This is a genomic window from Rahnella sp. JUb53 (genome assembly GCF_004346065.1).
GTDB lineage: Bacteria > Pseudomonadota > Gammaproteobacteria > Enterobacterales > Enterobacteriaceae > Rahnella > Rahnella variigena.
In genome coordinates, this window is record NZ_SLYT01000004.1 from 65,941 (window position 1) to 84,878 (window position 18,938).

Annotated in this window: 17 protein-coding genes; 8 read left to right on the forward strand and 9 right to left on the reverse strand. The window is 49.8% G+C overall.

Annotation, left to right across the window (positions count from 1 at the left end; all coding sequences use genetic code 11):
- Window positions 1-75: 75 nt before the first annotated feature.
- Window positions 76-489, reverse strand: a complete 414-nt coding sequence (locus tag EC840_RS10870; protein WP_120506888.1) for a CoA-binding protein — start codon at window positions 487-489, stop codon at window positions 76-78.
- 188 nt (window positions 490-677) lie between these two features.
- On the opposite strand from EC840_RS10870, the gene EC840_RS10875 reads away from it, so the two are divergent.
- Both EC840_RS10875 and mgsA read left to right on the forward strand, forming a co-directional pair.
- Window positions 678-1,328, forward strand: coding sequence for a DUF2057 family protein (locus EC840_RS10875; RefSeq protein WP_112287390.1), 651 nt, complete (start codon window positions 678-680; stop codon window positions 1,326-1,328).
- Window positions 1,329-1,446: 118 nt separating this feature from the next.
- Window positions 1,447-1,908, forward strand: a complete 462-nt coding sequence (gene mgsA, locus EC840_RS10880; RefSeq protein WP_112287389.1) for a methylglyoxal synthase — start codon at window positions 1,447-1,449, stop codon at window positions 1,906-1,908.
- Between the two features lie 77 nt (window positions 1,909-1,985).
- Here the strand turns inward: mgsA and helD are convergent, their stop codons facing one another.
- A complete protein-coding gene (helD, locus tag EC840_RS10885) occupies window positions 1,986-4,040 on the reverse strand; it encodes a DNA helicase IV (protein WP_132965287.1) in 2,055 nt (684 codons plus the stop codon).
- 194 nt (window positions 4,041-4,234) lie between these two features.
- Here helD and EC840_RS10890 point away from each other — a divergent pair, with 194 nt between their 5' ends.
- Together EC840_RS10890 and yccS are read left to right on the forward strand one after the other, a co-directional pair.
- Window positions 4,235-4,696 (forward strand): YccF domain-containing protein, encoded by a 462-nt coding sequence (locus EC840_RS10890; RefSeq protein ID WP_112287387.1) that lies wholly within the window; start codon window positions 4,235-4,237, stop codon window positions 4,694-4,696.
- 37 nt (window positions 4,697-4,733) lie between these two features.
- Window positions 4,734-6,878, forward strand: a complete 2,145-nt coding sequence (gene yccS / locus EC840_RS10895; RefSeq protein ID WP_132965289.1) for a YccS family putative transporter — start codon at window positions 4,734-4,736, stop codon at window positions 6,876-6,878.
- A gap of 27 nt (window positions 6,879-6,905) precedes the next feature.
- On the opposite strand, the gene EC840_RS10900 is transcribed toward yccS, so the two are convergent.
- Window positions 6,906-7,535, reverse strand: coding sequence for a TfoX/Sxy family DNA transformation protein (locus EC840_RS10900; RefSeq protein ID WP_120161272.1), 630 nt, complete (start codon window positions 7,533-7,535; stop codon window positions 6,906-6,908).
- A gap of 216 nt (window positions 7,536-7,751) precedes the next feature.
- Between EC840_RS10900 and sulA the strand changes: the two genes are divergently transcribed.
- On the forward strand, window positions 7,752-8,258 hold the full coding sequence (gene sulA, locus EC840_RS10905) for an SOS-induced cell division inhibitor SulA (RefSeq protein ID WP_132965291.1): 507 nt from the start codon (window positions 7,752-7,754) through the stop codon (window positions 8,256-8,258).
- 357 nt (window positions 8,259-8,615) lie between these two features.
- A complete protein-coding gene (ompA, locus tag EC840_RS10910) occupies window positions 8,616-9,689 on the forward strand; it encodes a porin OmpA (RefSeq protein ID WP_132965293.1) in 1,074 nt (357 codons plus the stop codon).
- Between the two features lie 162 nt (window positions 9,690-9,851).
- On the opposite strand, the gene matP is transcribed toward ompA, so the two are convergent.
- Window positions 9,852-10,310 (reverse strand): macrodomain Ter protein MatP, encoded by a 459-nt coding sequence (gene matP / locus EC840_RS10915; RefSeq protein ID WP_112287382.1) that lies wholly within the window; start codon window positions 10,308-10,310, stop codon window positions 9,852-9,854.
- Window positions 10,311-10,520: 210 nt separating this feature from the next.
- Here matP and EC840_RS10920 point away from each other — a divergent pair, with 210 nt between their 5' ends.
- A complete protein-coding gene (locus EC840_RS10920; protein WP_129638008.1) occupies window positions 10,521-12,287 on the forward strand; it encodes a Lon protease family protein in 1,767 nt (588 codons plus the stop codon).
- 68 nt (window positions 12,288-12,355) lie between these two features.
- Window positions 12,356-12,874, forward strand: a complete 519-nt coding sequence (fabA, locus tag EC840_RS10925) for a bifunctional 3-hydroxydecanoyl-ACP dehydratase/trans-2-decenoyl-ACP isomerase (protein WP_013574872.1) — start codon at window positions 12,356-12,358, stop codon at window positions 12,872-12,874.
- A 155-nt stretch (window positions 12,875-13,029) separates the two neighbouring features.
- Here the strand turns inward: fabA and rmf are convergent, their stop codons facing one another.
- From rmf to EC840_RS10955, 5 genes are all read right to left on the reverse strand, one after another.
- Window positions 13,030-13,197 (reverse strand): ribosome modulation factor, encoded by a 168-nt coding sequence (gene rmf / locus EC840_RS10930; RefSeq protein ID WP_013574871.1) that lies wholly within the window; start codon window positions 13,195-13,197, stop codon window positions 13,030-13,032.
- A gap of 275 nt (window positions 13,198-13,472) precedes the next feature.
- Window positions 13,473-14,042, reverse strand: coding sequence for a membrane integrity-associated transporter subunit PqiC (gene pqiC, locus EC840_RS10940; protein ID WP_129638007.1), 570 nt, complete (start codon window positions 14,040-14,042; stop codon window positions 13,473-13,475).
- A complete protein-coding gene (pqiB, locus tag EC840_RS10945) occupies window positions 14,042-15,679 on the reverse strand; it encodes an intermembrane transport protein PqiB (RefSeq protein WP_165353165.1) in 1,638 nt (545 codons plus the stop codon). Before pqiB ends, pqiC begins: the two co-directional genes overlap by 1 nt.
- A gap of 1 nt (window position 15,680) precedes the next feature.
- On the reverse strand, window positions 15,681-16,946 hold the full coding sequence (gene pqiA, locus EC840_RS10950) for a membrane integrity-associated transporter subunit PqiA (RefSeq protein ID WP_132965295.1): 1,266 nt from the start codon (window positions 16,944-16,946) through the stop codon (window positions 15,681-15,683).
- Window positions 16,947-17,029: 83 nt separating this feature from the next.
- Window positions 17,030-18,934, reverse strand: coding sequence for an ABC transporter ATP-binding protein (locus EC840_RS10955; protein WP_132965297.1), 1,905 nt, complete (start codon window positions 18,932-18,934; stop codon window positions 17,030-17,032).
- Window positions 18,935-18,938 lie beyond the last annotated feature (4 nt).

Genomic DNA, 18,938 nt, shown 5'->3' on the forward strand with positions numbered 1-18,938 from the left:
ACTCTTAAAATTAAAAACCGGCTTCGATGGCCGGTTTTTTTATTGCTAAATTTCTTTGCTGATTAAAGATGGCGGTTACTTTTCCATCCCCAGACGCGGGATTTCGATTTTTGGACAACGATCCATCACGACTTTTAATCCGGCCTCTTTTGCCAGTACGGCAGCCTGTTCATTGATAATATCTAACTGAAGCCACAGCACTTTGGCTTTAATGGCAATCGCCTCCTGCGCCACGCCATACGCGGCATCGACATTACGAAATACATCGACCATATCTACCGGATGCGGAATTTCTGCCAGTGAACCATAGGCTTTTTGCCCCAGTAACTCCTTGCCTGCCAGTTTCGGGCTGACCGGGATCACCTCATAGCCCTGAGAAAGCAGATACGCCATCACGCCATAGCTTGGACGCCCCGGATTGTCACTCGCACCGACCAGTGCGATAGTTTTCACTTCTTCAAGAATCTTGCGAATATCATTATCTTGCACGGGATTATCTCCTTTTACCTGTATTCGTTAAGTGTAACGCAGGCTGGCTATTCCGACAGCCCGTGGATCAAAAAGGCGACTTGCCTCACCTTGCTCGTGTTAATTAAAAACATTTTGTAAAACTTTGACACATTATCGCCATTGCTGAATAATAGACGATGAGCAATTTGGTATTTGGGGAGGGAAGAATGAAAGTCTGTCATGCGCTGGTCGCATTAGCGAGTCTCAGCCTGATGGCGTCAGCTTCGGCGACCTCACTCAAATTGTCTCCGGATGTTGACGTTCTGGTGATCGACGGCAAACAAATGTCTGGCGCTATTCTGAAAGGTGCGGACAGTCTGGAACTCGACGGCGGTCAGCATCAGATCCTGTTTCAGGTCAGCAAGAATCTTCGCGCCGGCTTGATGCCGATGTATCACTCCCCTGCGCTTATTGTGACGTTCAACGCTAAAAGCAGTCGTTCCGTTTCTTTCGTTTTGCCCAAACTGAGCAACGAAACCGAAGCAGCGCAATTTAATAAGCAAATGAACTATCAGCTGGTTGATGATCAGGGTCGCCAAATACCGACGCAGCGTGATGTGCTGAATATGTTTAATCCCGGACACACCTCGGACGCTGAAAAATTGATGGTCACGTACAATTTGTCCGGCGCGCGTGCAGCCGTACCTTTGTTCGCGAAAGGCTTCACGGATAAAAAAACGGCACTGGCTCAGGAAACACCGTCGAAAATTTCAATCACTTATCTCCATCCGCTATGGACACGACTGGCTGCTAACGCCAGCTTCGAACAATTTCTGCTCTGGTTTAAGCTGCCAGGTGAACAGGAACGGACGTCGTAACTTAACCTGCATCACGCAATCTCTCTGTAAACACTGAATTATCGCCCCCGCCCTTTGCAGTAAAACGGACTTTCAGTATTCTGTGATCCACTCTTACTTTCGCGTGGAAGGGAATTTGATGGAATACACGACCCGTACGATCGCAAAACAAAAACACATTGCTCTGGTCGCGCATGACCATTGTAAAAACACCCTGATGAAATGGGTCGACAAAAACGTCGCCGAACTTTCCAAACATGTTCTCTACGCTACCGGCACCACCGGTAATCTGGTACAGCGTAATACCGGCATCAATGTAAAAAGTATGCTGAGCGGCCCGATGGGTGGCGATCAGCAGGTTGGCGCGATGATTGCCGAAGGCAAAATCGATTTGCTGATTTTTCTGTGGGATCCGCTGAATGCGGTTCCGCATGACCCCGATGTGAAAGCCCTGCTGCGTCTGGCAACGGTGTGGAATATTCCGGTAGCGACCAATGTGGCGACAGCGGATTTCCTGATCAATTCCCCGTTATTCCAGTCTGAAGTCGATATTGTGATTCCCGACTATCAGCGCTATTTATGGTCGCGCCTGAAAGAGTGATTTAAATTCTCGCGCTGATAAATGCAGTAAGCATCAAAGCAAAAAAGAAAACCCGGCGATTGCCGGGTTTTCTCGTTTCAGGGTTTACGCTGCACCGGTACGCCAATATCTTCCAGTTGTTCCACAAATACTGACGGACGCTGTTTATCCTGCATCAGCCAGACCTGATGCTTCGCCCGCGTCATGGCCACATACAGTAAACGCCGCTCTTCAGCATCCATAAAGTCTTCAGGTTTCGGAAGCAGGACTTCTTCCAGAAGGGATTCGCGCGCCGCCGCCGGGAAACCGTCGCTCCCTTCATGCAGCCCGACGATAATCACATATTCCGCCTGTTGCCCTTTGCTGGCGTGAATGGTCATAAATTCCAGATTGAGTTTTGGCCAGCGCGTTGCCGCCTTCTCGAGAATTTGCGGACGCAGATGGTGATAGCGCGCCAGTACCAGAATCTTCTCGTCGGCTGTGACATATCCGCTGAGTTTATCCAGCAGTTTTTCCATCTGGTCCTCAGGCAGGATCACGACATTCTTCTTATTACCTTTGGTCAGACTGTTCAGCGGTTTTTTCAGCTGATGAGGGTTTTGCTGGACGAACTTATTAGCAATCTCACCGATACGATCGTTGAACCGGTATGTGGTATCCAGCGCACATTGCGCCCCTTCGCCAAAGTTTGTCGCAAAGGCAGTGGTAAGCGAAAGCTCGGCGCCACTGAAACGGTAAATCGCCTGCCAGTCGTCCCCGACCGCAAATAAACTGGTGTGTTTGTTGAGCTTGCGTAATGCCGAGAGCAGCAATGCGCGCTGTGGCGAAATATCCTGAAATTCATCGACCAGAATATGCTTCCACGGGCTGACAAAGCGGCCTTTTTCCAGAATATTCACCGCCTGATGGATGAGCCCAGAGAAATCTACCGCGCCCTCATCTTTGAGCGCGGTTTTCCAGACTTTCATCAGCGGCGCCATCAGGCGAATGCGTTTCGTGAACAGGTCTCTGACTTCTTCCGGCGCACTTTCAATCATTTCTGCCTGACTGCCGCCGTGCATCCGCATCAGGCTGAGCCAGCGTTCGAGGCGGCTACCGAGACGTTCTGCCAGCGATTTATTTTTCCAGTAATCGCCGTCAGGAACCGTCCATTCCAGCTCATCGGTCATCCACTGCCGCCAGCCGCTGGCCTGGACTTTTTTCTCCGCACACTGTTGCTGCCAGGTTTTGATCAGCAGCGAGCGACGCGCTTTAGCATCCGTTTCGAGTTTGCTTATCTTCGGCGCTTTTTTGCTCCCTTCCTGAATAATTTGTAACGCCAGCGCATGGAAGGTTTTGGCTTTAATCCCGTCAGTGTGCAGCCGTTCTTTAATACGTGTATTCATTTCATCCGCAGCCTGACGCCCGAAAGCCAGCAGAAGTATTTGCTCAGGAATTGCTTCCTGACGACGCAACAACCAGCCAGCACGCGCCACCAGCACGGATGTTTTACCGCTACCGGCACCGGCCAGCACCAGAACGGAGTCCTCACCATTGACCACGGCGCGACACTGACTTTCGTTAAGCGGCGAAACCTCAACGGTATCGAAAAAATCGCGATTATCCGCAATGACCCGATCGGTCCAGGCGAGATTACGTTGCGTGACGCTGCGCTTACCTTGCTCCAGCCAGCGCAGGCAGGTCTGGTAATCATCACGGCAATTGTCAAAATCATTAAGGCGTTCGACGGGCACCGGAACCGCAGAAAAGGCTTCCTGAATATCTTTTTGTACATCGGCTAAATCAGCTCGTTTGAACCATTTATCCTGCTGCTCAATCTGCGTGATTTTTTCGATTTGTCCGTGCAATACCCCCGCGCTAACCCCGCTCATTTCCTGACTCCAGGTCTGCCAGATATTAAGGAGGTACTGATAAAACCGCTGAGTTTCCTGCCATTCGGTACCATGAAGACGGACGACTTTCTGTTCCGGCAATTCAAATTCCAGCTCACCCCAGACAATGCCGCGCTTACAGCGGATCTGTATAAGCTGATTAAAAGGGATCAGGTAGTGATGTTTATCGCCACTGACTTCAACGCCCGCATTAAGCAGACGCACCCGGTTGTACGGATGCTGCGCCAGATGTTTCCCGAATGAGGTCGATTTCAATTCCATATCATCACACCGTATTTTCTCTAAAATTCCTGACGGAAAGGTAATGTTTATAATTTTACATGCAAGTGTATTTAAGAGTTTACCTTTGATAAGCGCAGGCGATCCACGTTCCAAAACAGGGTAGAATAAGAGGTATGTTTCCTTTTGGGAAACATGAATTCCTTTAACTTTTCATATCTTCGGGAAGAGCAGACATGCGCACAGTTCTCAATATTCTCAACTTTGTTTTAGGTGGTTTCTTTACCACTCTCGCCTGGCTATTTGCCACGCTGGTGAGCATCGTACTGATCTTTACCCTGCCCCTCACCCGCTCTTGCTGGGAGATCACCCGTCTGTCTTTGATGCCATTTGGCAACGAAGCCGTACATGTTGATGAATTGTATCCTGAAAAACGCAATGCGCTGATGTCCGGCGGTGGTACTCTGTTGAATATATTCTGGTTTATTTTCTTCGGCTGGTGGTTATGCTTGTCCCACATCATGGCGGGTATCGCTCAATGTATCAGTATTATCGGCATTCCGGTGGGCATCGCGAATTTTAAAATCGCCGTTATCGCACTGTGGCCGGTCGGACGCCGGGTGGTTTCCGTCGAGCTCGCCAGACAAGTTCGTGAAGCGAATGCCAGCCGTCTGATGAAAGATGGACGCATTCGCTGATTTTCATCATTTTTGATTTTTAAGGTGGGGTTTTTTAGTGCTTTCGATTGCACCGGGCTTAAGGCGTTACGCCTATAACAGCAATGTTCTTTATCACATCAGGATTTTCATTGCTCTGGCAGGCGCAGCCGCCGTTCCATGGTGGCTGGGTGAGATTACGCTGACCATTCCCCTGACGCTCGGTGTCGTCGCCGCCGCGCTGGCTGATCTTGACGATCGTCTTGCCGGCAGGCTGCGCAATTTACTGATTACGCTGGTATGCTTTTTTATCGCTTCAGCGTCGATCGAATTACTTTTCCCCTATCCCTGGCTATTTGCGCCGGGACTGATGCTTTCCACCTGCGGGTTTATTCTGCTTGGCGCACTCGGCCAGCGTTATGCCACCATTGCTTTCGGCGCGCTGCTGATCGCCATCTATACCATGCTTGGTACGAGCATGTATCACATCTGGTATCAGCAACCACTGCTCCTGCTGGCCGGTGCCATCTGGTATAACCTGCTGACGCTGGCGGGGCATATTATCTTTCCCATCCGGCCATTGCAGGATCAGATTTCACGCTGCTTCACTGAACTCGCGGCATATCTGGAAGCCAAAGCGACCTTGTTCGACCCTGATCAGGAAGATAATAATCAGCAACTGGTTGAGCTGGCGATGGCTAACGGACAGCTGGTTTCCACGCTTAATCAGACTAAAAATACGCTGCAAACCCGTCTGAAGGGTGACCGTGGGCAGAAAGGGACACGCAGAACTCTGCATTATTATTTCGTGGTGCAGGATATTCACGAACGCGCCAGTTCATCACATGTGAAGTATCTAAAGCTGAGTGAACAATTCCATCACAGTGACATTCTGTTCCGTTTCCAGCGGCTGATGAGTATGCAAGCCCGGGCCTGTTTGCAGCTGTCACAATGCATTTTATATCGTCAGAAATATCAGCATAACAGCCAATTTGAGCGGGCGTTTGCGCGGCTGGAAGAAGCATTGAAACGTCTGGAATCTCAGGGCGAGCATCGTGAAATGTTGCAGGCGTTGCGCCATCTTTTACGCAATCTGCACGCCATTGATGCACAACTGGCCAATATTGAATCCGAACAGTCACTGCCTGAGAATAATGAAACCGGGAAAAACACGTTTGCCGAAGATCGCCTGACGGGAGTTGATGATATCTGGCTGCGTATATCGCGGCACTTCACGCCGCAGTCAGTATTATTCCGCCATGCGGTGCGTATGTCAGTCGTTCTGTTTGTCGGTTACGTGTTTCTTCAGGTCAGTGGTTTACATCATGGCTACTGGATATTGCTCACCAGTTTGTTTGTCTGTCAACCGAACTACAGCGCCACACGCCGCAGGCTGGCGTTAAGGATTATCGGCACTCTTGCCGGTATCGCGCTGGGTATTCCGATACTGTACTTCGTGCCTTCGATTGACGGACAAATGATCCTGATCGTTATCAGCGGTTTATTATTCTTCGCCTTTCGCACTGTGCAATATGCGCAGGCAACGATGTTTATTACCCTGCTGGTGTTGTTGTGTTTCAACTTGCTGGGAGAGGGTTTTGAAATCGCCATACCCCGCGTCATCGATACGCTGATTGGGTGTGGTATTGCCTGGGCGGCAGTGACATTTATCTGGCCGGACTGGAAATTCAGGCAAATCGACCGCGTTGTCAGCAAAACTTTCGATGCCAACTGCCGCTACCTTGACGCAATTTTGGTGCAATACCATCAGGGAAAAGACAACAGTCTCGATTATCGTCTGGCACGCCGTGATGCGCATAACTGTGATGCGGAACTGGCGTCAGTTGTTTCGAATATGAGTTCGGAGAAGAATAACGACACAACGACCGTGGATGCCGCATTCCGCTTGCTGTGCCTCAACCATACGATGCTGAGCTATATTTCTGCGCTCGGCGCACATCGTGAAAAGCTTGAAGATGCTGAAACCCTGAGCTTGCTGGATGATGCAGTGTGCTGCGTGGACGGGGCTCTGCACCATCTGCCTGCTGAATCCGGGCGTATTCAGCAGGCTCTTGAAAATCTCAGTGCCCGCATTCAGATGAGAACCACGGATTCGGACAGTAAAGAACAGCTTGTATTGCAACAAATTGGATTACTGGTGGCTCATTTACCTGAACTCACCAGTCTTAACAGTAAAATCCTGCCTGCTCATAACCCGGTCTGACGACCCGCAGCCGTCATGTGCTGCGGGTTAGTGCGTCATCGGATACTTTTCTTGCTGATGGTTGAACCAGTGAGTTAAAAACTCTCTGGACGCCGTTGGCAAGGCTGCTTCATGAAACCCCAAAATTGCGCCTTCCAGTGCCATCAGCAAATTAATGCCCAAATTCTTTTTTTTTATTGCACACAATTTCAGGTATGCCCCGCACGCACCTTGCATCCGAAGGTCCCCCGAATTTTCGATACCGACTTGCCACAGCATCCGCTCAAGAGCCAGCGAGAGATTGGGTAAGTCTTTCAAACGTGATGCTTCACTGTTTTTCTTTGCTTCAATTTCACGACGCATCCCTTTGATAGAAACTCTCGCCAGTCTCAGCAAAATATGGGGATCACTCCATTGCTCATGACTGACTTTGAAATAGCGTAAATGCACATCCATCCCGCGCTTGCGGTAGATCAGACGTTCCATTTTTTTCCGGCAAAAGTGACCTTCTGTATCATCATTCGCCCTCAGGAATAATTCTCCGTCAGACACCAGACCAAACATGGCTCGATCGGCCGATAAACTGAATCCGCCAAACTGCGTTCGCGAGCGTATATTGCCCAGTGGGGCAAACAGTTCCAGACATTCAAGTACTCTTTTTTTTGATTTATTTATCATTGCGTTATCCTTTTCACATTCATTCCTGACTTCCAATTTGAATTACCAGAACCGCTAAATGCAAAATACGCAATGTCGTGAGTGGCAACAAACATAAAATGCAGTTGCAGTGTGTTGCCTTCAAAATTTGCGAGATGTCTTGGAAAAATTGGGTTGATCTTTGCCCATCGCCAGAGTACTGTACATCCATACAGTAACTCACTGGGGTACATCTCTATGCGAACTCAACACCATACAAATCATCATTTTAGTCAGCTTGCTTTGCCCGTTTCCCGTGCACAGGTAAATACGTCTGCATCCTTGAATAATGGTCTGATCACTGAGTTCGTCTATAGTGCGAGCCAACCTGCTTTTGCCCAGTTACTGCTGCCTCTGCTGCAACATCTCGGTATGCAATCACGCTGGTTGTTGTGGCTGACACCACAACAAAAATTGAGCCGTCATTGGTTATCAGAGTCCGGGCTACCGGTGGATAAAATGGTTCAGGTGAATCAGATCACTGCGATGTCTACTGTCGATGCGATGGAAAAAGCATTGCAAACGGGTAACTACAGTGTCGTGCTTGGATGGTTGCCAGATTTGAATGATGCAGAGAGGGAAAGATTACAAATTGCTGCCCGTCAGGGGGGAGCTTACGGCTTCATCATGAAGCCAACAAATGATCAGAATTCAGCTAGTGGACATCACTCAACAGTAAAAATTCACTCTTCTGTATACCATTAGTTCAAAATAGGAATGTTCCTACGAAAATAATGGGGAACTTAGTGATTTGTGCTGCGAAAGCTCCGGAACCCAGTAAAAACGGGCTTCCTGAATGTAGATTGTCTTCGAAAATTGTCAGTAATTGGTCAAAGCCGTTAAGAAATGTGTACGTTTTTCCCTTTTTTTCCACGGTGTTAACACATCAAGCTTGTAAGTTTCGCGCCACGTTGTAGACTTTACAACGCCAAGGTTGCTCAATAATGCCAACGTAAAGTGGCAAGTTCTGAAATGAAGCAATAATCTTGGCGTAAGGATTTTAACCAAGGGCTTAAAAAGCTTAAAGCTCAATTGCCTATTTGGATGATAACGAGGCGCAAAATGAAAAAGACAGCTATCGCATTAGCAGTGGCACTGGCAGGTTTCGCTACCGTAGCGCAAGCCGCCCCTAAAGATAACACCTGGTATACCGGTGGTAAATTGGGCTGGTCCCAATACCATGACACTGGTTTCGCAAATGCTTACAACGGTATCGGCAACGGCCCTACCCACGAGAGCCAACTGGGTGCAGGTGCGTTCTTGGGTTACCAAGCGAACCAATACCTGGGCTTTGAAATGGGATATGACTGGCTTGGCCGTATGCCTTACAAAGGCAGCGAAAACAATGGCGCGTTCAAAGCACAAGGCGTACAGCTGGCTGCTAAACTGAGCTACCCACTGGCTGACGACCTGGACATCTATACCCGTCTGGGTGGTATGGTTTGGCGTGCAGACGCTAAAGGTAACTTCGACAATGGCGCAGCTGGCCGCGTAAGCGATCACGACACCGGTGTTTCTCCACTGGCAGCCGTTGGTCTTGAATACGCTGTGACCAAAAACTGGGCTACCCGTCTGGATTACCAGTGGGTTAACAACATCGGTGACGCTGCTACTGTTGGCGCACGTCCTGATAACGCAATGCTGTCTGTAGGTGTTTCTTACCGTTTCGGTCAAGAAGAAGCTGCTCCAGTTGTTGCTCCAGCACCAGCACCAGCTCCAGTTGTTGAGACTAAGAAATTCACTCTGAAATCTGACGTTCTCTTCAACTTCAACAAAGCAACTCTGAAACCAGAAGGCCAACAGGCTCTGGATCAGCTGTACAGCCAGTTGAGCTCAATCGATCCTAAAGACGGTTCTGTTATCGTTCTGGGTTACACCGACCGTATCGGTTCAGAACAATACAACCAGAAACTGTCTGAGCAACGTGCTCAGAGCGTAGTAGATTACCTGGTATCTAAAGGTATCCCTGCTAACAAGATCTCTGCACAAGGCCAGGGTAAATCTAACCCAGTTACCGGTTCTACCTGTGACTCCGTTAAAGGCCGTGCTGCTCTGATCGACTGTCTGGCACCAGACCGTCGTGTAGAAATCGAAGTTAAAGGCTACAAAGATACTGTTACTCAGCCACAGGCTTAATAACACTCTTTAGCTTTTGCTACAGATATCAAAAACCCCGCCTCGGCGGGGTTTTTTTATGTCTTCAGTCAGTGAAGTGAAATGTTTCTTCTCATGAAAAGTCAGTGAAATGCCTTCTGATGAGAAAGTCTGTGAAGAATTCGGGGAGGGAAGAAGAGAGACTCAGCTCTCTTTTTTACCGAGGATTTGTTCCAGATCTTCTTTAAGTGAAGACATCTGATTTGCGTACTTCTCTTTACGTTCCGCATCTTCAAGCAACTGAATGATCGTATCAGACAATGTTGCTCCGCGCCTTTGCGCCAGTCCAGCCAGTCGCTGCCAGACAAGAAATTCCAGGTCAATGGACTTCTTACGCGTATGCTGATGTTCAGCATTAAAATGACGCTTACGGCGGGCACGGATGGTTTGTTTTAGCCGATTTTCCAGCGACGGATTCATATTATTAACGATCCAATCCGTCACCTTAACAGGCTCGTTTTCCAGCCTGAGAAGTTGATTCACGGATTCTTCAGCAGCGCTGTTTTCCAAATGACGAGTAATCCGCTCACCTTCCCGGTGTTTTTTCACCAGATACTTCCATTTCCAACCGCTTTCGAGATTTTCCAGTTGCTGATATTTCATCGTGAACTCTTCGGTGACCACGTAACTTTACTAAGCATAACAGCTTTAATTCAATTTTCACCCCAAATAAACCCGCTTATTTTGCCTGTTTTTTAAGCACCCGTTCAGCAATGTGCGCTAAGAGCATTTGTGCTGCGACTCTCATTGTATGCAGCCGGATTTATTCTTGTATAATCGCTCTTTCCCTTTTTATAGAAAACAGCTAACACATTGACCAATAACCGACTTGACTGGCAGCTTTTACTGCCCGATACCGCGCCTTACGAGGCAATTTTTGCAACGGCTTCCCAGTTAGCCCCTGTCGATTTCGCAGGCACACAGCCCCGGCTGGAAAATGGTTTAACGCTGTTTTGTCATCCCCGTTCGCGTGCGCGTTTTATGACGCTCAAAGCGCAGGAAAATCGCGAGTACCTGTCACGCATCGCTGATGTAGTCAGCAGCCTGCTGCCGGAACAAACTGAAGTTATTGGCAACCGCTATCATATTGACGGTAATAAGGTGACGCTGCTGGCGGCTAAATCTTCAGAAGATACCTTTGCTGCAAGCTTTACCTGCCAGTACCGCGAATGGATTGAGCCGGAACAATTGTTTGGCTGTGTTCGCCTGTTTAAGGATCAGATTCAACTCGAACCGGGTCTGGTTCATCAGGTCAATGGCGGTGTTTTAGTGCTGTCTATCCGCACACTCATCGCTCAGCCACTGATGTGGTTGCGACTTAAGCAAATGATCACTGAAGGCCAGTATCACTGGGTATCTCCGGATGAGACAAAACCGTTGCCAGTGACGGTTCCTCCGATGCCGCTGGATCTGCGTCTGATTCTGGTAGGAGATCGCTTGTCGCTGGGCGACCTCAGCGATATGGAACCGGAGCTGATGGATTCTGCCATCTATGGCGAATTTGAAGCGGACCTGCCACTGACCGAAGAAAGTGACATGGAAACCTGGTGTGGTTACGTTAACACGCTGGCCGATGAGCTTGAGATCCCGCGTCTTGCTGCCGATGCCTGGCCTGAGTTTCTGAAAATTGCCATTCGCCACAGCACCGATCAGGGAAGCCTGACGCTCGATCCTGTCTGGATAAATGCCCAGCTAAGCGAAGCCGCGCTTTATAATGAAGATGAGTTGCTCGGTGCCAAATCTCTTGAAGCGGCGGCGAATGCACGTGCATGGCGAGAAAGCTACCTGCAGGAACGTATGCAGGACGAAATTGAGCTTGGGCAAATCCGTATTGAAACCGAAGGTGAAGTCGTCGGGCAGATTAACGGCCTTTCCGTGCTGGAATATCCGGGTCATCCGCGCGCTTTAGGTGAACCTTCGCGTATTAGTTGTGTCGTACACACCGGCGACGGCGAATTTACCGACGTTGAACGCAAAGCTGAATTAGGCGGTAATCTGCATGCCAAAGGCATGATGATTATGCAGGCCTTTTTGATTTCCGAGTTAGAACTCGACCAGCCTCTGCCCTTCTCCGCTTCGATTGTGTTTGAGCAGTCTTACGGAGAAGTGGACGGCGACAGCGCATCTCTCGCTGAACTCTGCGCACTCATCAGTGCGTTGTCGATGCAGCCGATTAACCAGCAAATTGCGGTCACCGGCTCTGTCGATCAGTTTGGGAATGTGCAACCCATTGGTGGCGTGAATGAGAAAATCGAAGGTTTCTTCGAGGTTTGTCAGCGTCGCGGTTTGACCGGTAAGCAAGGGGTCATTCTGCCAACCAGCAACGTGCGTAATCTTTGCCTGCATCCGCAGGTTGTAGACGCCGTTCGCGAAGGCCAGTTTCACTTATGGGCAGTTGATAACGCAGCCGAAGCGCTGCCTATCCTGACCGGACTGATTTACACAAACGAAGAAGAAGCTGAAGAAGAGCGTCCGAGCCTGCTGGGATTAATTCAGCAGCGTATTGCGCTGGTCACATCGCAAGGTGGCCCGCGCTACCCGTGGCCTCTTCGCTGGTTGAACTGGTTCAGCCGCAGCTGATCGGAGTTGTTCGGCTTACAGCTGTAAGCTAAGCTTCGCCCTTCATTAAAATAAGGCTTACATAGAACATGGTAGATAAACGCGATTCCTATACGAAAGAAGACCTCGTAGCTTCTGGCCGCAGTGAACTGTTTGGCGCTGGCGGTCCTCCATTACCATCAGGCAATATGCTGATGATGGATCGCATCGTTAAGATGCAAGAAGATGGCGGCACCCATGGCAAAGGTTATGTTGAAGCTGAGTTAGATATCAATCCTGACCTGTGGTTCTTCGGCTGTCACTTTATTGGTGATCCGGTTATGCCAGGCTGTCTGGGTCTGGACGCAATGTGGCAGTTAGTCGGTTTCTATCTGGGCTGGCTCGGTGGCGAAGGCAAAGGCCGCGCACTGGGTGTAGGTGAAGTTAAATTCACCGGTCAGGTGTTGCCAACTGCAAAACTGGTTACATACCGCCTGAATTTCAAACGTGTTATCAACCGTAAACTGATCATGGGCGTCGCTGATGGTGAAGTTCTGGTTGATGGTGTGGTGATTTACACCGCAACTGACCTGAAAGTCGGTCTGTTCAAAGACGCCGCTGCTTTCTAAGAAAGCCGCATTGCTGAGTCTGATAAAACGGTGAGCCTGATGGCTCGCCGTTTTTTATGCGCATTTTTCAGCGCAGATGATATTAATGATGTTTATTACAAACAAAAACCTCCGCGCGCAGCGGAGGTTGTTCCTTATTCTGACAGGGGAGCCGCTTAAGCGGTAACGGCCCTGTCCTCCATGGCTTGTCGCCAACCCCCGAGCCAGTGTGATCGGGCATCTAATGATTGGTACGGACAAATCTCTTTTGAGCGTCCGCCAATACCTGCTTGATATCCACGTGATTGTGCCCGTTCCAGGCGATCGCGTTTTTGTCTCTTCATGCCTTATATCCCTCATTATTCAGGTCAGGTGGAAAGAAAACAGTGGCCCGCTTCTGCGTCCACACCTAACAAATAGCTGCTATCGGCAGAGAGGTCAATGCGCAAAATTCACGCCAATGTCATATTTGTGAGTTATATTATTAGATTGCGCGCGAGATAATCGTGCTGATAAACCCCTCATCTGGCTGATCACCATAAAAAAATCCCGGCTTCTGAAAAGTCAGAAACCGGGATTTTTTACGTTTTACTTAAAAAATATTAAGCTTAAAAAATAGTCATCTTATTTGTGAGGCAATCTGGCCTGCTTCTTGCTGCCATCCGGCAGCCAGCGTTTTCACTAGCGCATCATAGCCATCTTCGTTCTGTTTCAGGTTCAGCGTAAAGTCTCTCTGGATCATCTGCCCGCTGCGGCTCAGCGTCCAGCTTCCGCTGATAACTACCCTGCCATCATAACGACCATGGAATGCGGTCACATTCACGTTCAGCACATCCTGATCATCCGAACTGACAGCTTGGGTGGAAACCAGATACCCCGGCAAGTCCCGGCGCAGGTATGTCACAAGTGATTGCTGAAGTTGCTGATCCAGCGGACTGGCCCAGAGATTATTCTGGGTCAGCGTGTACTGCACATCATTGGTCTGATAAACCAGTCCGTTACCTGACAAGTAATCCGCCACACTGACCCTTTCCACCCACAGGTGACGTTGGGTAGTCATGCCTGATGACATTGCGCTGCCCGTTGCCGGGGCGCTGTTAAGCACCGGCAACTGGTAGTAAGTTTTCTGATCACTGCTGCTACAGGCAGTCAGGAATAATGCTAAGACGACAGGTATCCATTTCATCATTATTTGGCCTTCTTCGGCTGAGGATCATCTTGCCCTGGGGCGGCGAAAATCAGTGCATTACTTTTCTGGTTCAGCGTTTTCAATACCGGTTGCAGTTCACGCAGGGTCTTATCCAGACTTTGCATGTCATTCACCATATGTCCGTACGCCGGAGAACCAGGCTGGAAGCCTTTCAGGCTGCGGTTAAGCTGAATCAACGTCTGCTGCATATCCTGTGGCAGATTTTTCATTTCCTTGCTGCTGACAATGGCATTCAGGGACTCTATGGTCCGCTGCGTCGCTTTCATCGTCCTCTGACTTTCCGCCAGTGTGCTGGTGGCTTCACGCATCATCGGTTCGACCGGCAGATTGTTGATCTTATCGAGCGTGGTCATCAGTTTCTGTTGGATCTGCGCAAACCCGCCGCTCACCGTCGGCAACAGTTTTTGCCCGTCTATTTCCAGCGGCCCTTTCCACGGTTTTTCATTCGGATAGAAATCCAGATCGATATACATCGCGCCCGTTAACAGGTTGGCAGATTTCATCGAAGCACGCAGGCCATGAGCGATACCGTCACGGATATGCTCTTCGATATTAAAGTTACTGCCCAGCAACTGAGCAAAGCGGTCTGGTTCAATGCGGATCAGAACCGGAATACGGTAATCATCCGACATCTGCTGTTTCACCACATTCATCGGATAAGGCACTACGGCCACAGTCCCCAGACGGATGCCACGGAATTCAACTGGCGCGCCAGGTTGCAGGCCGCGAATAGAATCCGAGAAGAACATCACGTAATCCATGTGACGGGTATACAGCGATTCCTGAATGCTTTTCTGATCGTCGAAGAGCTTATAACTGTCACCATCTTTGGCTTCGTTGCCCTGCGTCCAGCCATTCGGAATATCAAAGCTGACACCACCGCTAAATAACGTGGTCAGTGAACCCATTTCGACACGCATACCGGCGGCAGACATATCGAAGTTCACACCGCTGTCTTTCCAGAAACGAACGTTGTCAGTTACCAGTGTGTCGTAAGGTGCCCGGATAAACAGCTGATATTTGATGTTGCGCGCTTTCGGATCAAAGTGACTGGTTTCCACTGTACCGACCTGGAAACCTCTGAACAGCACCGGATCCCCCGGATTCAGCTGGCCCGAACGTTCACTTTCCAGACTCACGCGTATACCTTTGGCATCAGGGGAAGCCAGCGGGGGTGAATCATCCAGTTTATATTCTGATTTTTCTGCGCCTTTATTGCCCGGCTGCAACTGAATATACGCACCCGACAATAACGTGCCCAAACCGGAAATACCTTCACGTCCGATTTGCGGTTTTACCACCCAGAATACAGAGTCGTCACGGAGCATTTTTTCCATGCCGGTATTCAGGCGCGCTTTGATAATGACCTGTTGCAGATCTTCGCTCAGGGTCACGCTTTCCACCTTACCGACATCGACGTTACGGCTTTTGATGGTGGTCTTTCCACCCTCGATGCCTTCAGCCGAGGTGGTGATTAACGTCACTTCCGGGCCCTGATGGCTATAGTGGTAAAACAGTATCCAGGCGCCGATCAGTGCCGTAACAATCGGCACAATCCACACCGGCGACCAGCGTTTAATCTTTTCTACTTTGGCAGTTCCGTCGTGCTCTGCCATATTATTTCCCGCCATCTTGTGGCTCCTTTGCAGACTTCATTACAGCGCGATCCCAAATGAGCCTTGGGTCAAACGTCATTGCAGCGAACATAGTGAGAATGACAACACTGGCAAAAAGCAGTGCGCCAATGTCCGGATAAATACTCATCAGTTGTCCCATCCTTACCAGAGCCGAAAGCACCGCAATAACGAACACGTCAATCATTGACCAGCGGCCAACAAATTCCACGACTTCATAAATCACGTGCAATCTTTCCCTGTCGATTTCCTTATTACTGTTTGCATCCCAGCATAACCAGCCAATCGCAATCATTTTCATCGTCGGCACCATGATACTGGCAATCAAAATCACCATAGCCACAGGATAAGAACCTTCACTCCACAGCAACACCACACCAGCCATAATGGTGGATGGCATCGGTGTGCCAAGTACCTGAGTAATCATGATCGGTAACAGATTGGCGGGGATATACAAAAAAATAGACGTAATGAGAAGTGCCATCGTCCATTGCAAACTGTTTTTGCGGCGCGCATGGCCGGATGTATCACAACGCCCGCACTGTTTTTGATCAACCGGCAAAATAGCCATACAACAATGGCATGAACGTAATCCCTGTGACAGTCCGCTCTCACCGACACGGAGCGGCATTTCCAGCTTCGGTGCACGAGCAACCTGCTGCCAGATCCAGTAACGGTCAGTACACTGAAAAGCCCTGAGCTGTAAAATACAGAACAGCACGAAGGGATAGAAACTGGTGCCGACACCGACATCACCATAAGCCATCAGCTTCACGAAGCTGACCAGAACACCTGCGAGGAAAATCTCGACCATGCACCAGGCCTTCAGGCGAAAATAGTTACGGGCAATGCTGATCTGCCAGTGGCTGGGTATCGATGTCCCCTGGCAAAGTATGATGATGAAAATCATGCCTAACGCAGGCATTAGTTGAACCAGAATCATAAACAGCGACGCCATGCTGGCGTAGTCGTCAGAAACTAAAACCTGGGGAATTTGAATCAGCGTGACTTCGCTTCCCAGGCCGGCAACTTTCATGTTCACGAAAGGGAAAAGGTTAGACAACAGCAGCATGAATAATGCGCTGACAGCATAGGCAATAGGGCGGCGACGCGGCTCTTTCCAGCGCGACGTCAGCGTCGTATGGCAACGCGGGCATTTTGCTTTTTGCCCGACAGCAATCTCAGGGATTGCCACCAGCAAATCGCATTGGGGGCATAAAATGTGCGGATCGTGGACATGAGAACACACAAGCCAACTCCTCAATTGCGGAACGTGCAATAGCATGTGCCGCAGGAACAATCCTTCATTCCACGGCACATGACGGGGCAGTGTTAGCCGTTTTTCTGCGCTTCCAGCGCTTCCCAACGTTCAAACGCCTGCTCTAACTCCTGCTCTGCGGCGGCTAAAGCGGTGATAACCTGCTGAGTTTCTTCATGAGGAAGTGTGAAGAAATTCGCATCACTCATTTGCTGTTGCAGCGCTTCAATTTTTTCTTCCAGCATGCTGATTTGCGCAGGCAATTGTTCAAGCTCGCGTTGTTGATTATAGCTGAGCTTATTCGCCGTGCGTTTTGCCGGTTCTGCTTTAGGTTGAGCTGCTGGTTTATTTTCGGTGACGGCCGCCTGACGGATTGGCTTCTGGTTACGGCGCTGATGCTGTGCGTCATGGTAACCGCCAACATAACTGTTGATCACGCCGTTGCCTTCATAAATCCAGCATTCGGTTGCTGAGTTATCAACAAATTCACGGTCATGGCTCACCAGCATTACCGTGCCCTGATAGCTGTCGATCATCTCTTCCAGCAGCTCGAGTGTTTCCACATCCAGGTCGTTGGTCGGTTCATCGAGGATCAGCAGGTTGCTGGGACGCAGGAACAGTTTTGCCAGCAGCAGACGGTTACGTTCGCCGCCTGACAGCGCTTTTACCGGCGTCATTGCACGTTTTGGATGGAACAGGAAGTCCTGCAGGTAGCCCAGCACGTGACGAGCACGACCGTTAACCATCACTTCCTGCTTACCTTCAGCAAGGTTATCCATCACGGTACGTTCAGGATCCAGCTCAGCACGGTGCTGGTCGAAATACGCGACTTCCAGTTTGGTACCGCAGTGAACGCGACCGCTGTCTGCCTTAATCTGACTCAACATCAGTTTCAGTAACGTCGTTTTACCGCAGCCGTTCGGGCCTATCAGTGCAATTTTGTCGCCACGCATAACCTGCGAAGAGAAATTGCTGACCAGTTGTTTACCGGCGATGCTGTAGTTAACGTCTTCCATTTCAAAGACAATCTTGCCGGAGCTTGCAGCTTCAACCACCTGCATTTTGGCGGTGCCCATCACTTCGCGGCGATCGGAACGTTCTTTACGCAGGGCTTTCAGGGCGCGTACGCGGCCTTCGTTACGGGTACGGCGGGCTTTGATACCCTGACGGATCCACACTTCTTCCTGCGCCAGTTTTTTATCGAACTCAGCATTTTGCAGCTCTTCAACGCGCAACGCTTCTTCTTTCGCCAGCAGATATTCTTCGTAATTACCCGGATAGGACACCAGTTTGCCGCGATCAAGATCGACAATGCGGGTCGCCATATTGCGGATGAAAGAACGGTCATGGGAAATGAAGATAATGCTGCCCTGGAATTCTTTCAAGAAATCTTCCAGCCACGCGATACTTTCGATATCCAGGTGGTTCGTCGGTTCGTCGAGCAGCAGAATGTGCGGCGCGCTGACCAGCGCACGGCCCAGCGCCGCTTTACGCAGCCAGCCACCGGACAGGGATTTAAGCTCTGTATCGGCATCCAAACCCAGTTTCAGTAATACTTCGTTGATACGGCTGTCGAGCTGCCACAGGCCCTGATGATCGAGAATTTCCATCACCTGAGCCAGTTTGTTCATGTTCTTTTCGCTCGGGTCAGTTTCAACCTGATGCGAAATCGCGTGATACGCTTTCAGGTGTTCAGCCTGCTCGAATACGCCTTCGGAGACGAAATCAAACACCGTACCTTCGACGTTGCGTGGCGGATCCTGTTGCAGACGCGCGACAATCAAATCCTGCTCATACACGATACGGCCGTCATCAAGCGGCACTTCGCGGTTCAGGATTTTCATCAGCGTCGATTTACCGGCGCCGTTACGGCCAACAAGACAGACGCGCTCATTTGGCTCGATGTGTAATTCGGTGTTATCCAACAGCGGCGAGTCACTGAATGACAGCCAGGCACCTGACATACTAATTAACGACATAAAC

Bases quoted from the DNA above. Each gene is read 5' to 3' on its own strand.
- EC840_RS10875 (WP_112287390.1), top strand. From the start codon at position 678: ATGAAAGTCTGTCATGCGCTGGTCGCATTAGCGAGTCTCAGCCTGATG.
- mgsA (WP_112287389.1), top strand. From the start codon at position 1,447: ATGGAATACACGACCCGTACGATCGCAAAACAAAAACACATTGCTCTG.
- helD (WP_132965287.1), bottom strand. From the start codon at position 4,040: ATGGAATTGAAATCGACCTCATTCGGGAAACATCTGGCGCAGCATCCG.
- EC840_RS10890 (WP_112287387.1), top strand. From the start codon at position 4,235: ATGCGCACAGTTCTCAATATTCTCAACTTTGTTTTAGGTGGTTTCTTT.
- EC840_RS10900 (WP_120161272.1), bottom strand. From the start codon at position 7,535: ATGATAAATAAATCAAAAAAAAGAGTACTTGAATGTCTGGAACTGTTT.
- sulA (WP_132965291.1), top strand. From the start codon at position 7,752: ATGCGAACTCAACACCATACAAATCATCATTTTAGTCAGCTTGCTTTG.
- ompA (WP_132965293.1), top strand. From the start codon at position 8,616: ATGAAAAAGACAGCTATCGCATTAGCAGTGGCACTGGCAGGTTTCGCT.
- matP (WP_112287382.1), bottom strand. From the start codon at position 10,310: ATGAAATATCAGCAACTGGAAAATCTCGAAAGCGGTTGGAAATGGAAG.
- fabA (WP_013574872.1), top strand. From the start codon at position 12,356: ATGGTAGATAAACGCGATTCCTATACGAAAGAAGACCTCGTAGCTTCT.
- rmf (WP_013574871.1), bottom strand. From the start codon at position 13,197: ATGAAGAGACAAAAACGCGATCGCCTGGAACGGGCACAATCACGTGGA.
- pqiC (WP_129638007.1), bottom strand. From the start codon at position 14,042: ATGATGAAATGGATACCTGTCGTCTTAGCATTATTCCTGACTGCCTGT.
- pqiB (WP_165353165.1), bottom strand. From the start codon at position 15,679: ATGGCAGAGCACGACGGAACTGCCAAAGTAGAAAAGATTAAACGCTGG.
- EC840_RS10955 (WP_132965297.1), bottom strand. From the start codon at position 18,934: ATGTCGTTAATTAGTATGTCAGGTGCCTGGCTGTCATTCAGTGACTCG.